Raw genomic sequence first — 13,135 nt, 5'->3', positions numbered from 1 at the left:
TGAGATTCTAGAAAAGGATATTGCGGATAAGGTTGAACTTAAAACACCTAAGAACCCATATCAGATGCATAAGAACCACGCCAGAGTTAATGTCTTTATCAAGTTTGATAAGGCCATACTTAAAAATGGAAGTCTACCTTTTAGCTTTAAGCTAACTGATATAAGAACAGGTAAAGTCATTATTAAAGAGGTAAGTCTTGTTGGACCAATTAACGGAGCTAAATAACGTTCCACTCTATATGATTATCTTTGCTGGCCTAGTGACAGGTCTTGGTGGCTCTGTTCATTGCACAGGAATGTGTGGTGGGCTCGTTACGGCACTAACAAGATCCAAAAAAGGGATTCTTAGTTATCACTTGGGAAGACTGCTTGGCTATATCTCCCTTGGAGTCATTATTCCCCTACTGGGAATCGAAGCACTAGGAGTTAGGGATAATAAGTACCTCTCTCTTTTTGCGGCCACAACACTAGGCTTAACTTTTATTTTTATTGGCCTTAAAAGTATATTCAAATGGCAAATGAGTTTTAAATTTCATACTAAGCTTGAAGGTATTAACCAAAGCATTTGGAAAACTCTCTTTGCCAAACTCTCTCAAAGAGATCTTCTCAGAAGTTTTCTGGGGGGAAGTGCGAGTGTTCTTCTTCCTTGCGGTCTACTTTGGACAATCATTATACTTTCCCTAACTGCAACGAGCCCAGTTTCTTCACTGGCCTTTATCATCAGCTTTTGGCTCGGTACAACTCCGGCCCTGAGCTTTGCTCCTGGAATCATCCAGAAATTCTTATTACCACTTCAAAGAAAGTTGCCAAGAACGATCCCACTCTTCTTCATCTTAATTGGAGTACTTACAATATCGACAAGAGTCTACTCTCTCTATCAACAGGCCGGAGGCCAATCATGTCACTAGACAATAAACCAAATAAACCAGAAGCACCAAAATCCGACCTAGACGGTTTCTTTTTCAACCTTCTGCTTTTTACTGTTGTGATCATTTTTCCTATCACACTAATTGTTTTAACGGCCATGTATTGGAGTTAAAATAGCTCCTATGAGAGCTATTATCATTGGGGCCACAGGGCTTGTTGGAAAAGAATTAACACAATTACTCGATAAGAATTCATTCTATGAAAGTATCGAGGCCTATGGAAGAAACCTCAAAGTTCTTGAGGGAGTCAAACTCACAAAGACTAAAATCAAAATTTTCGATAGTGTTGAAAAATTATCACTTGGGCCCGAGGACCATGTCTACTGTTGTGTTGGAACAACAATTAAAAAGGCTGGCTCTCAAGAAAACTTTATCAAAGTTGATTATGAAATCCCTCTTGAATTGTCTAAGCTGTGTCAAACAAATCAAGTTGCAAAGCTTATTATCATCTCGGCCCTTGGGGCCAGTGCTTCTTCAAAGGTTTTCTACAATAGAGTGAAAGGAGAAATGGAAGAGCACTGCCGCGCTAACTTTTCAAAAACAGTTATCATTCGCCCCTCTCTTCTTTTAGGGGAAAGAGATGAGCAAAGAATAGCTGAAGGCCTAGGACAGTTTCTAATGCCCTTACTCAACCCTCTACTCCAAGGAAGTCTTAAGAAATTTCGTGCCATTAGTGCTCGAGAAGTCGCGAGATCGATGTTTGAGGTGGCAAATTATGGAAGAACAAATATTGCTATAGACTACGTCGTGGATTGACAAAGACATTGGCGAGAAAAAGCCCGGCCACAATAGTAATGGCGATCACAAACATATGGAATCCAATCCCAAGGCCTTGAGTATATTTGGTCTCAAAAATAAGATTCATCCCCTTAAAGCCAATTGAGCCTGGAACGAGAAAGATAATTCCCGGAAGTAGTGGAATCATGGCCGGACGATTAAATACTCTGGCAAAGATATTACTACCGGCACCAACGACGACACCAGCGATAAAAACAGACATCACATCACTCATCACAAGAGATGATAACTTAATAGAGAAAATAGCTGCAAGACCACTTAGAAAGATCCACTTAAAATCCTTAGGCTTGGCCTTAAAAATTATTGTAAAGGCCAGAGAACCAATGACAATGGCCGGTAAGAGCCAATATTCAGGTAATGGAATTGTCTGATCAACGGCCAAATCACCAAAGGCAAAACGTCCAAGTTGAATGCCTCCCATCACACCAAAAGAGATCTTAAAGAAATCAATAATGGCCCCCATAAATCGTGCCGTTCCCGAAACGAGGTTTTGAGCAGCAAGTTCCACCATCGCAATTGTTAAGCTAAGACCAGGAATGATAACAATTAACGAGGCCATCATAACAATTTGAAAGTGAATATGAGGATAGAAGAATTTAATGAGATAGGCCGCAATAGTACAAGTAAAGGCCCCTACAAACTCAAAGACACTGAAGAACTTTGGTACTTTTTGCGCAAGAGAAGCCTGAACACCAAGGATAGAGCCTACAGCAAATGAAAAACTTGCTTCAAGAAATGATCCCCCAAATATAACGGCCAGGGACATGGAAGTTAATCCAAAAGCAATCGTTGTGATCGTCTCATTATAACGAGAAACGCTAACTTTAATTCTCTCAAGAGCGCGCATCGCCTCTTCTATTTCCATATCTCCACTGCAAACATCATCTGCAATCTTATCTACCGCTGATAACTTTTCCAGATCCACGATACCAGGACTAACTCTGATATTTCTTGTGAGCTGCTTCTCACCATAATCAATGGCAATCGAGAGATATGTTGGAGTAGAAAAGAAACTCCCCTCTAAACCAATTGAATGAGCAATATTACTTAAGGCCGACTCTAAACGAGGGGCATTGGTCCCATAACGATGGAAAGCACTTCCAATCTTAAGGATAAAGTTAACCTTTTGAGTCAGATCGCTATTAATCATTTTTGGCAGCTTCTAATCTTCTTTAGAAGTTCAGCATCTTCCTTTTCAATAATAGGTCTTAAGAAATTAACAATTGAGGAATTAGTTCTCATAATATCCACCAAGCGACACAGGTAATTTAAGTCCTGAGATTCTCCTTCAAGGGACCAAGACTCTACATCATACTTTGTTCCAAAGAATAACTTAAAAAGTAACTCTCTGTACTCGAGTCTAACATACTTTCCTGTTTGATTTACAAGTTGATCACCGAGATCATCATTGTGAACTGAGAATTGCCAAGTCAGCCCATCACCACTTCCCAAATCGAGAGTTCCCTCATATGTCTTATAGAGGACACCCTTCTTAGAGAGTTTGACAAGCTTTCCTGAGCGTACTCCATGAGAGAAGCTATATTGAGTCACTCCATAGGTTAAAACCCCTAAAATAATGAAAATAATGACGAAAGCGCCAATAATCTTACGCTTCATAGCGAACTCCATGGAAAATTAAGAACATACAGCCTAAATTTTAAATGCTAAAAAAAGTTTTGTAAAAGGGAATAGCGAGGAAAAGTAAACTCGCTCACCTATACCCGTGTTCTCAACTCAATCTTAAGATAAATATCTTTGATATAGCAATAAAATCAATTACCCTTAAAATAGGAAAAACTTTTTAATATCGAGGCTTTAGTGCAAGAGATTGATATGTTAAATGCTCTGAGTGAAACTGTTCCAGTTCTTGGAGTGACGCTACTTCTTTGTATGATGGCCGGGAAAATGTCCAAGAAACTAGGAGTTCCCAAGGTCTCTGGATATATCGTCCTCGGTGCCCTCTTAGGTCCTGGTGTTTTTAACTTTCTCACACATAGTTTTACAGAATCTTTTAGTTTTTTTAATGAGCTGGCCCTCGGTCTGATTCTCTTCAATATTGGGGGAGAATTTAATAAGAAGCTAATATCCAGTATGAAGAAAGATAAGATTCTTTACTCCATCCTATCCGTTCAATTAGTGGTGGCCTTCATCTTTTTTCTCTTCTTTATACTTCTTTCAACAACAACCACATTACCCCTAAGTCATCGACTTATTATTTCCCTATTCCTTGGGTTAATTGGTGTAGAGGCCGCGCCTCCGACAACTCTTCTTGTTCTAAAAGAATATAATGCCAAAGGACTATTAAGTCTTTCGATTAAAGTCTACTTGGCCTTTGCCACAATTACAGCGGTTGTAGGGACTTTAATTCTCACTAAATTCTTAGAGTACTACGGATTCTGGCATGTTCCACAAACAGGTTCAACCCTACTATTTGCCGAGGCCATTTGGAATATCGTTGGTTCCGTTATCTTTGGAGTCACAATAGGTTTTCTTCTAAGCTACTTTGAAAGATTTGAAACAAAAGTTGGTAATATTCTCTTTGCAGTAATCGCTGCCATTCTCTTTGGTCAGTCTCTGTCTTATTACTTAAAAGTAGACTCCCTACTCATCAGCCTCTTTCTTGGTTTTACAGTGGCCAATGCTTCAAGTGTTGGGGAAAAGCTCCATGAGTCAGTTAAAGATATTGGAGGCTCCATTTATGCCCTCTTCTTTGTTTTGGCCGGGACACATATTGAATTTGGAAAGCTCGCAGGTAGCGTTGGTCTACTTGGTATTTTCTATATTGTTTCAAGAATCCTTGGAATTTTCATGGCCTCATTTGCTGCGAGTTATGCTTTAAAAATTAAAGAAGAGAGCATCAAGTACTACCACGGACTCGGGGTCATCTCACACGCTGGTGCTGCTCTTGCCATCGTAAATAAAGTTAAACTTCATAGTGAAGATTCGGCACAACTCATTTTCAATATCGTGGTGGCCAGTATCTTTGTCTTTGAAGTTCTAGGGCCATTTCTTTTAAAGATTGCCCTTCTTAAATCGGATGAAATTTCCTCTTGGAATCCGACAAAAGATAAAACCAGTAAGCTCAAGCTTGAGTTTAGGGATATTATTGAACACTTCAAAGACAATATCACGCCTAAGCAACAAGAGGAGACTTTTAAAAGCGCTATCTCTCCACTTGTGAATACCGATATTGTCGCAATTCAAGCAGATGCCAATCTAGAAAGTATTAAGACTTATCTAGGTGATCACTCTCCTCTCTATCCCGTCGTAGACAAGGAGCACTGCTTCATGGGAACACTAAACCTCAGCTCTATTAAAAAAGTTTTAGAGAAAACTGAGGATGACCCTCTTGTCACAGCGCATTCATTTATTGGTGAATCTATCTTTATTCCATCCAATTCGAGTCTCGAAGGAGCACGAGATATCTTCTCTATGACGCAGAAAGAAGTCTTACCTGTGGTAAACCCTATAAATCGCGTACTTGAAGGAATTATCTTCTCAAAAGATATTCTTGTCTCTTTGAGTAAGGGTGAAAAACACTTTGATGAATGAGGTGATTTCTATTAGTATGTCGCCATGAATAAAACAGATATTGAAATCATTAAAAACGAAGACATCACTTCTTCAAATCATAACGAAACTGAAGAGGCTTCTGATTCGAAACTCACAAAGACAAGGGCCGATCTTCATCTTCCAAGAAGATTCTTTCACCTCAGTATGGGAATGAGTTGTGGGCTTATTTACAAGCACTATCTAACACACCAGCAAGCGATACATATTCTTGGTGTGGCCACTTGTATCTTCTATATTTACGAGCAATTTAGAATTAAATATCCAGAGTTCAAAAGTATCTTCTCTCAGGTTTCAAAATACCTACTAAGAGCAGAAGAGCAACTTAAAGAATCGGCTTCAATTCCATTTCTTATGGGAATGCTCCTTACAATTCTAACTTTTCCAAAGTACATGGCACTTGTCGCTATATTTACTCTGGCCATTAGTGATCCTTTCTCTGCAGTAGTTGGAATTATGTTTGGTAAGACAAAACTTAAGGAGAACCGCTCTCTTGAGGGATGCCTTGCTTTCTTTGGATCAACTCTTATGGTTCACCTAATTGTTCTCTACGCTCTCTATCCAGAGTCTATGCTAAAGAGAATTATTATCTCAGTCCTAAGTTCGACATTTGTCACTTGGTTTGATTATCTTGAGTTGAAGATTGATGACAACCTGACTATTCCAATTGTCACGGCATCATCTCTGTGGATCATCACAGCACTTATTTAGTTTAGAAGTTCGAGCTACTTCAAGAAGCGAAGTAGCTTGGACTTTAAAGTTTTCTTTTGCACACGCTTATACTTTAATTCCCCATCAAGCTCTTTTGCTCTCAAACGCCCCTCTTTCACAAGAGAGTCGAGAAGATCTTTTAAATCATCAAGTGAAATCTCATCGATTAGAACTAGGTCAACAGGATCAATAGAGATAAGAATATTCTCAATATTCATCCACTCATAAAATGAGAGATTCTCTAAAATTATCTCGCTTGCGACCTGTTTATCCACTTTCCATCCCCGTGCTTTTAAAATATGATAAACCCCATGATAGAAAATTGTAAGAGATTATTTGTTGAGGCCCCTGCACTTATTGATTATCAAGAATTTGGTGACCCAAATGCTGAGAAAATCCATATTCTCCTCCACGGCTTTGGTCAAAACTCAGATATCATTCTTGAAGACCTCAAAGACATTCTCGATCCAAAATCTTACTGGCTAATTCCCAATGGTGTTTTTCCAATGCCAAAGAAAAGGGCCGAGGGAATCTCTTATAAATTTGCCTGGTATTTCTACAATACCGTTAAAGAAGAATACTATATTGACTTCACTTATCCATGCGGAGTTCTTAAGGCCTTTATCAACCAAGTTGATCCCAAAAGAAGACCTCTCACAATCATTGGTTATTCTCAAGGGGGCTACTTAGCACCATTTCTTGGGCAGGCCATAGAACAAACAGAAAAGGTCCTAGGTATCAACTGTAATTTTCGTCATGATATGCTTGAGGAGGAAGTTGATTTTGAGCTCTATCAAATACATGGAAGCATTGACCCAATTGTTGACTACGAAAATAGTAAGAACTCATTTGAATTGCTTAAACCACGTCTAAAAAGAGATTCACGCCATATCACTATCGATAAAGGAACCCATAGTCTGGGTCCTGATTTTATCGATGAGATAAAGAAGTTAATTTAACTTCACCCCTCTCCAAATTTTACCTAATGTCTCTCTTATTTCATCACTGGGTTTACGATCGATAATAAATTTTGAGAATTGATTGCTTTGGCCTGGAGAAAACTCAAGCTTCCAAATAGGTCTCGTGCCATGAGGTATGAAGCTGTAGCGTCCATCAGCGATTGATTTCTCATCACTCCAAAAGAGATAATTACTTGTGAAGAATCTGAATCTCTCATAGTCATGCATTTGCTTCCTATTATTTCCAAGTAGCTGCTCGACCTCTTCTCGCTGAACCTTCTTTACCCTCTCTCCTGAATACAGAATATTCTCATTAAAAATACCGAGGCGAACACCATAGAATTGAAGAGACTCTTTAGAATCTAGAATCACTCGCCAAATAAAATTATTCGCAATTGTTGGCTTAATCATATAGCGATGAAAACTCTCAACATCAACACCTCGAGTAAGGAGAAATGACTTCACTCTATATTTTTGAAAGGCCCCTAAGCACAGATAGCTAATAAGCATGGCCCATGAAAGAAAAGTAAAAAGACGCCTCTTATATTTCAAAGAAAGTCCTAGGACAATGAGTAGAGGAACTGTAATGAGAGGGTCAACCACCGCGACACAATTCCATGCCTCTCGTCGATCTGAAAATGGCCAAAATAAATGAGTTCCATAATTAGTAAAAGCATCTAATAGACCATGAGTTGCATAGCCTAAGAGAGTATAGGGATAACTCTTTTTCAAAGGGACTTTGAATAGTCTTAGAAAGAGAGAGACCACAAGTGCGCCAATTGGAATAAAGAAGAGAGAATGAGTAAAGTGACGGTGGTACTCAATTGTAAACAAAGGATCTGTAGAACTTCTAATAATATAGTCAAGATCTGGCGCCATTCCTCCCAAAGCTCCCCACAGGCTAAGCTTTTTGAAGTCTTCCATTGTCTTGCTATCATTTTTCAAACTTGGTTTAAGTTGAGCCCCCATGGCCCCTAAAACTGCTTGCGAAACTGGTTCCATACAATCACCCTTTGCTGTAATCCATTATATTTGCTAAAATCTATTTGTGAATCTTAATTTTAATCCACAACATATTGTCATTCTCACAGGAGCAGGAATCTCTGCGGAGTCAGGTATTCGAACTTTTCGAGATGCCAATGGATTATGGGAAGATCACGATATAATGGAAGTTGCTTCCCCTCAAGGTTTTGACCGTGATCCTGAGCTTGTCCACCGTTTCTACAATTTGAGACGACAACAACTATTAAGTGATGAGGTTCATCCAAATCAGGCCCATCTTAGTCTGGCCAAACTTGAAGAAGATTTCAAAGGTAAGCTCAGCATTATTACCCAAAATGTCGACAATCTCCATGAACAGGCCGGCTCTAAGAATGTCATTCACATGCACGGAGAACTGCTTAGAATGAAGTGTGTCGAAACGGGAAAGTCTCTTCTTAATAAGAGAGATATTCATGTTGAAACACCTTGTCCTTGTTGCTTAAAAACAGGAAACCTACGCCCTGATATTGTTTGGTTTGGCGAGTACCCAATGCATATGGCAAAGATTGAAGAAGAACTCTCTCAATGTGATCTCTTTATTTCAATTGGAACCTCAGGAGTTGTCTACCCCGCCGCAATGTTTGTCCAGTTGGCCAAATCAAATGGTGCTTACTGTATTGAAGTAAATTTAGAACAGACACAAGTTTCTGATGACTTTGATATGCATATGCAAGGCCCTGCAACAGAAACAGTGGAAAACCTCGTTAAGCTTATCCTCTCTTAAATTCGACCCCAAAAATAACCAAGACGAAAGGCAAAGGTCACTTGCTCATATTGCTCTTTATAGTAACGAGGCCCCATCAGTAAGAAGAAGCGACGAGAGAAAAACTTATAATACACAAAATCAACACGACGAATTTCGGTAGTTCTATGACTTGAGCCCCCACTCATATCAAACTTAGAAATTGCCCCTCCAAAGCCTGTAGTGGCGGCAAATGACCCAATAGGTGTATGAAGAAGTAATTTAAAATTAGCAAAACTCGATAGTCGCCTTACTTTAATATCAGGCTTTTGCTGATACTCTCCATCAACTAACTCTGTGGCCAGAGTTCCCAGTCGATGCTTTTCAAAGTGAATAGATGGACTTAATCGAAAATTGAGGGCCCACTTCCCATGACTCTTGGGATGTTGAACATTTCGAATCGAAACCGAGACATCTGTTAATTCCTTCTTATTCTCATAAGTATTGCCATCAATCTTGGCCTGAAACTTTGTATACTTGACGTGAACAGTTCCACTATTTAAGAGTGAACAGCTGGAAAAGAGGAGAATAAATGGGAGAAATTTTAAGATATTCCAAATCATTTGCAGCTACAGTATAATATGAACTTAGAATCTTCGTAAGGTGGAAATATGCGTCTTAAGCTTTTGATTATACTCTTTTTTTCTCTCTCTATCTTTGCTCAAGCAAGTGATAAAGAAAAAATTGAGTACCTTTTGAAATCGATAAAGGAATCAAATCACACATTTATAAGAAATGGCGATGAGCATACCAGTGAAGAAGCTTACAAGCATCTGAGTTTTAAGCTCAACTATGTAAAGAAGACCTTTTTCTTCTTTGGCCCAGAAAAGAATATTCCAATAAAAGATTTCATCGAAAAGATTGCTTCAAAGTCATCATCAACAGATAAGCCTTACTATATTAAAGGAAAGAATCTTAAGAAGACTCCGGTTAAGAAATGGCTTTATATGAAGTTAGATGAGTATAAGAAATTAAACAAACTTCAAAAGGTTGCGAAGCCCGAGCTCGTTAGCGAGGAAGATCAAAAGCTCAAGCAATGAGATATTCCCAATAGGAAAGCCTTCCTGATTAACAACCGGAATATTTCGATAACCATAGGCGAACATATTTGAAAGAGCATTTCCAAACTGATGATTCACTGACAAGACATGGGGAGAAGAAGTCATTATTTCCTCTATTGGTAAATCTAAACTAAGATCACTAGAAAAGACTTTATAGAGAATATCCCTTTCAGTTACAACTCCAACAAGCTCTGTCTCATATTCCATAATCAGTGCAATAGCCTCTCTTCTTTCATGAAGTTTTAATAAGGCCTCTCTTATTGAAGTTTGAGAATTAAATTTAGAGATACTCGTATTCACAATACGTTTTATCGGAATATCAAAAACGTCCTCAGAGAGTTTCCCCTCTTCTTTATGGTAATCATAGAGAATGGCCTGCTCCTGTAGACTCACTCCCATTTTATTCCAATCGTTGATTGGTTTAAAGTCATTCATATGTTCAGAAAAGAGCTCAGAGATAAACTTCAGAACATCTTTAATAGAGATCATCTTTTCGATGTCGCCATTCTCATTTGTCACAGGAAGGTGGCGAAATTCACGAGATGACATAATTGAGATGGCATCACTTAAAGTGGCATCATTCTTTAATGTCAAAGGAGAAGGCGTCATAAGATCACTTAACGGCCTCATGGGGTCTTCAAGAACAAGAGGAAGCTTAGAAATAACATCCCTTTCTGTAAAGATTCCTTCAATCTTAGTCCCCTCTCCTAGAGTCAGAGAGCCAATCTTTTTTTCAAACATCAACTTCGCCGCCTCAAGAAATGGAGTCGAAGAAGACATATTAATAATTGAAGGGAGATTAAGTTGATCAAGAGGAATATTGAATTCCTCCAGACCAACTGTTTTTAAATCACTCATCTATTTTTCTATAATGGCCGTAACCCCCATCCCACCTGCCGTACAGATAGAGATAAGGCCTTTACCACTTCCCTTCTCATCGAGAAGTTTTGCAAGAGTCGCAACAATTCTCGCTCCCGTGGCAGCAAAAGGATGTCCCAGAGCAAGTGAGCCACCTTTCACATTCATTTTTGTGCGATCAATACTTCCTAGGGCGTTATCAAGTCCAAGCTTCTCCTTACAAAACTCTTCAGATTCCCAAGCCTTCAATGTACAAAGAACTTGAGCGGCAAATGCCTCGTGAATTTCATAGAAGTCAAAATCTTGTAGTTGCATTCCCGCTCTTTCTAAAAGCTTTGGAACGGCATAGGCCGGGGCCATGAGAAGCCCCTCCTCTGACACATAATCAACTGCTGCTGATTGTGAAAGCGTGAAGTAGGCCTTAACTTTTAAACCATGCTCTTGAGCATACTCTTCTGAACAAAGAAAGACACATGCGGCCCCATCAGAAAGAGGTGTTGAGTTTGCGGCCGTTAAAGTTCCTTGCCCAGACTTTCTATCAAAACATGGCTTAAGCTTCGCCATTTTTTCCATTGTTGTATCACCACGAGTAATCCCATCTTTGTGAACACCATTAAATTCGTAAACAAGATCTTCAAAGAATCCAGACTCATAGGCCTTCGCTGCTTTTTGATGGGACTCTAGAGCAAGTTGATCTTGGTCCTCGCGAGAGATCGCCCACTCCTTTGCCATAACTTCACAACTCTCACCCATTGAAAGGCCTGTACGAGGTTCTTTTACAGCAGGAAAAACAGGAGCAAGATCCCCTGGTCTAAGTGCAGCAAGTGCTTTTAATTTATCCCCTGTTGTTCTCGAGTAATTAACCTTTGCCATAGCATCAGAAAATCTCTTATTGAACTCAACAGGAATATCACTATTCGTATCAACACCACCAGCGATTCCAGAGTCGATTTGCCCAAGAGCAATTTTATTGGCAACTGTAATGACAGCTTCTAAAGAAGTTCCACAGGCCTTTTGAAGGTCCGTGGCGGGTGTATGATAAGAAAGCCCTGACTCAACCGTACATTCACGGGCCAATGAAAAATCAGCGGCGTGTTTACTAACGGCACCAAGATAGACTTCACCTAATTCTTTTCCTTGAAGAGAGAGTTTCTCAACAAGCTTAGTCATGGCCGCAGTCATCAATTCCTTATTCGATTTCTTCATGTAGTTTGAACCAGAACGACAAAATGGAATTCTCGCTCCATCAACAATACATACCTTTTTAATAGTCATATATTCTCCTTATATTTCTTTCATTGTAAGAAAATGTCTGTACCCCATCAGGGGATTTAATGATCTAATATAATTAGATTTTAGCGCAACTGTGCTATTTTTCACAAGAGAGCATAATAGGCTGATAAGCATCATAAAATTAAATATTCCAACAGTTACACACAATCCACTTTCTCTTGATAGAATTTGGTAACGCAAGGAGGAGTAGAATGAATTGCACTATTACTTTTAGAAATCTCGATCACACTGAAGCACTCGATAACAAAATCAGATCAAAATCAGAAAAATTAACACGTGTCTTAGGTCCCGAAGCCTCTATGAAGTGGGTTTGCTGGGTTGAGAAAAATCAGCAGATTGCGGAAGTTTTCGTGACAAATAAGGCCGATACTTTCATTGCTAAGGCTGAATCTGATGATCTATATAAGACAATGGACCTGGTCTTAGACAAGATCTCGAACCAAATCCAACGTCATCATTAATAACTGCTACCTTTAAGTGGGGATGAGTTCTTCTCATCCCCTCAATATCACTCCCAAAACCCCCTCCATTTTTCAACCGTTCAAAATAAAATACAGTAAAGCTCTGTTTTCAAAGACTTATTCCCTTCTCTCAACCCCATTTTTCTATAGCAGTTTACATTAACTTATTATAATATGTTAATATGAAGGATAAGATATTAGAAAACGCCCCCATTGTTGCCAATATACTCAAAGGACTCTCCCACGAAGGAAGATTGAGAATTCTTTGCTTTTTGATGGATGGCCCAAAGAGCGTAACTGAATTAGAGACTCTAACAAATCTCTCTCAGTCGCAGATATCGCAATATTTAAAGAAGTTCGAGCAAATGGATTTTGTGAGTGTACAAAAGCAAGGAAAGTGGAGTTATTACCAAGTCTCTTCACCTGAGCTTATCGAATTATTACAGACGCTACAAAAACTCTATTGTTCTTAAAGGAGATAATAATGGAAATTGTAAACTTTACTCCCGTCCCCTCTCTAATTGGTGGACTCTTGATTGGGCTGGCCTCGACAATTCTCTTACTCATGAATGGAAGAATTGCTGGAATAAGTGGAATCACAAAGAGTATCTTTCAAAAAAATAAATCCGGAGATAGTCTTTGGAGAATTCTCTTCTTTGTTGGGCTAATTCTTGGAGGTGTTTTATTTGTAACTCTCTCGGGATATGAGCTCTCG

The 13,135-nt window shown here is 39.1% G+C and carries 19 protein-coding genes; 12 read left to right on the top strand and 7 right to left on the bottom strand.

What is annotated here, in order from left to right; translation table 11 throughout:
• The 4 genes from M901_RS05765 to M901_RS05755 form a co-directional block, all read left to right on the top strand.
• On the top strand, positions 1-226 hold a 226-nt coding region (locus M901_RS05765), incomplete at its 5' end, for a hypothetical protein (RefSeq protein ID WP_021277232.1).
• On the top strand, positions 201-908 hold the full coding sequence (locus M901_RS05760) for a sulfite exporter TauE/SafE family protein (RefSeq protein WP_021277229.1): 708 nt from the start codon (positions 201-203) through the stop codon (positions 906-908). The genes M901_RS05765 and M901_RS05760, both read left to right, overlap by 26 nt.
• Positions 899-1,039 carry a hypothetical protein gene (locus M901_RS17430; protein WP_021277236.1) on the top strand — a complete coding sequence of 47 codons (141 nt, stop codon included), beginning with the start codon at positions 899-901 and terminating at the stop codon, positions 1,037-1,039. Before M901_RS05760 ends, M901_RS17430 begins: the two co-directional genes overlap by 10 nt.
• A 10-nt stretch (positions 1,040-1,049) precedes the next feature.
• Positions 1,050-1,682, top strand: coding sequence for an NAD-dependent epimerase/dehydratase family protein (locus M901_RS05755; protein WP_021277231.1), 633 nt, complete (start codon positions 1,050-1,052; stop codon positions 1,680-1,682).
• On the opposite strand, the gene M901_RS05750 is transcribed toward M901_RS05755, so the two are convergent.
• Positions 1,660-2,874 (bottom strand): threonine/serine exporter ThrE family protein, encoded by a 1,215-nt coding sequence (locus tag M901_RS05750; protein ID WP_021277241.1) that lies wholly within the window; start codon positions 2,872-2,874, stop codon positions 1,660-1,662. The genes M901_RS05755 and M901_RS05750 overlap by 23 nt on opposite strands.
• A complete protein-coding gene (locus tag M901_RS16310; protein WP_021277233.1) occupies positions 2,871-3,341 on the bottom strand; it encodes a hypothetical protein in 471 nt (156 codons plus the stop codon). Before M901_RS16310 ends, M901_RS05750 begins: the two co-directional genes overlap by 4 nt.
• Positions 3,342-3,557: 216 nt before the next feature.
• On the opposite strand from M901_RS16310, the gene M901_RS05740 reads away from it, so the two are divergent.
• Together M901_RS05740 and M901_RS05735 are read left to right on the top strand one after the other, a co-directional pair.
• Positions 3,558-5,276 carry a cation:proton antiporter gene (locus tag M901_RS05740; RefSeq protein WP_034720702.1) on the top strand — a complete coding sequence of 573 codons (1,719 nt, stop codon included), beginning with the start codon at positions 3,558-3,560 and terminating at the stop codon, positions 5,274-5,276.
• A gap of 24 nt (positions 5,277-5,300) precedes the next feature.
• Positions 5,301-6,005, top strand: coding sequence for a diacylglycerol/polyprenol kinase family protein (locus tag M901_RS05735; protein ID WP_021277239.1), 705 nt, complete (start codon positions 5,301-5,303; stop codon positions 6,003-6,005).
• A gap of 14 nt (positions 6,006-6,019) precedes the next feature.
• On the opposite strand, the gene M901_RS05730 is transcribed toward M901_RS05735, so the two are convergent.
• A complete protein-coding gene (locus M901_RS05730; RefSeq protein WP_021277228.1) occupies positions 6,020-6,280 on the bottom strand; it encodes a hypothetical protein in 261 nt (86 codons plus the stop codon).
• Between the two features lie 36 nt (positions 6,281-6,316).
• Here M901_RS05730 and M901_RS05725 point away from each other — a divergent pair, with 36 nt between their 5' ends.
• Positions 6,317-6,964: a serine hydrolase gene (locus M901_RS05725; protein ID WP_021277240.1), complete on the top strand. Its 648-nt coding sequence runs from the start codon at positions 6,317-6,319 to the stop codon at positions 6,962-6,964.
• On the opposite strand, the gene M901_RS05720 is transcribed toward M901_RS05725, so the two are convergent.
• The gene (locus tag M901_RS05720; RefSeq protein WP_021277243.1) at positions 6,956-7,966 is read right to left on the bottom strand and encodes a metal-dependent hydrolase; all 1,011 of its coding nucleotides are present in this window, start codon (positions 7,964-7,966) and stop codon (positions 6,956-6,958) included. The genes M901_RS05725 and M901_RS05720 overlap by 9 nt on opposite strands.
• 46 nt (positions 7,967-8,012) lie before the next feature.
• Here M901_RS05720 and M901_RS05715 point away from each other — a divergent pair, with 46 nt between their 5' ends.
• A complete protein-coding gene (locus tag M901_RS05715) occupies positions 8,013-8,729 on the top strand; it encodes an NAD-dependent deacylase (RefSeq protein ID WP_021277235.1) in 717 nt (238 codons plus the stop codon).
• On the opposite strand, the gene M901_RS05710 is transcribed toward M901_RS05715, so the two are convergent.
• The gene (locus M901_RS05710) at positions 8,726-9,310 is read right to left on the bottom strand and encodes a hypothetical protein (RefSeq protein WP_021277230.1); all 585 of its coding nucleotides are present in this window, start codon (positions 9,308-9,310) and stop codon (positions 8,726-8,728) included. The two genes, M901_RS05715 and M901_RS05710, sit on opposite strands and share 4 nt — an antisense overlap.
• A 48-nt stretch (positions 9,311-9,358) precedes the next feature.
• Between M901_RS05710 and M901_RS05705 the strand changes: the two genes are divergently transcribed.
• Positions 9,359-9,787: a DUF5329 family protein gene (locus M901_RS05705; RefSeq protein ID WP_053335829.1), complete on the top strand. Its 429-nt coding sequence runs from the start codon at positions 9,359-9,361 to the stop codon at positions 9,785-9,787.
• Here M901_RS05705 and M901_RS05700 read toward each other — a convergent pair.
• Positions 9,719-10,666: a cyclic nucleotide-binding/CBS domain-containing protein gene (locus tag M901_RS05700; protein WP_021277237.1), complete on the bottom strand. Its 948-nt coding sequence runs from the start codon at positions 10,664-10,666 to the stop codon at positions 9,719-9,721. The two genes, M901_RS05705 and M901_RS05700, sit on opposite strands and share 69 nt — an antisense overlap.
• The gene (locus M901_RS05695; RefSeq protein ID WP_021277242.1) at positions 10,667-11,941 is read right to left on the bottom strand and encodes an acetyl-CoA C-acetyltransferase; all 1,275 of its coding nucleotides are present in this window, start codon (positions 11,939-11,941) and stop codon (positions 10,667-10,669) included.
• Between the two features lie 209 nt (positions 11,942-12,150).
• On the opposite strand from M901_RS05695, the gene M901_RS05690 reads away from it, so the two are divergent.
• From M901_RS05690 to M901_RS05680, 3 genes are all read left to right on the top strand, one after another.
• Positions 12,151-12,420: an HPF/RaiA family ribosome-associated protein gene (locus tag M901_RS05690; RefSeq protein ID WP_021277238.1), complete on the top strand. Its 270-nt coding sequence runs from the start codon at positions 12,151-12,153 to the stop codon at positions 12,418-12,420.
• A gap of 182 nt (positions 12,421-12,602) precedes the next feature.
• Complete coding sequence (locus M901_RS05685; RefSeq protein ID WP_021277227.1) at positions 12,603-12,893, top strand: helix-turn-helix transcriptional regulator; 291 nt, start codon at positions 12,603-12,605, stop codon at positions 12,891-12,893.
• 11 nt (positions 12,894-12,904) lie between these two features.
• Positions 12,905-13,135 (top strand): YeeE/YedE family protein (locus tag M901_RS05680; RefSeq protein WP_021277234.1); only part of this gene is annotated, 231 nt, incomplete at its 3' end.

Origin of the sequence: Bacteriovorax sp. DB6_IX (genome assembly GCF_000447775.1) — a bacterium.
GTDB lineage: Bacteria > Bdellovibrionota > Bacteriovoracia > Bacteriovoracales > Bacteriovoracaceae > Halobacteriovorax_A.
Note: the sequence above shows the minus strand (reverse complement) of the source record. Positions and strands in the feature narration are given on the sequence as shown.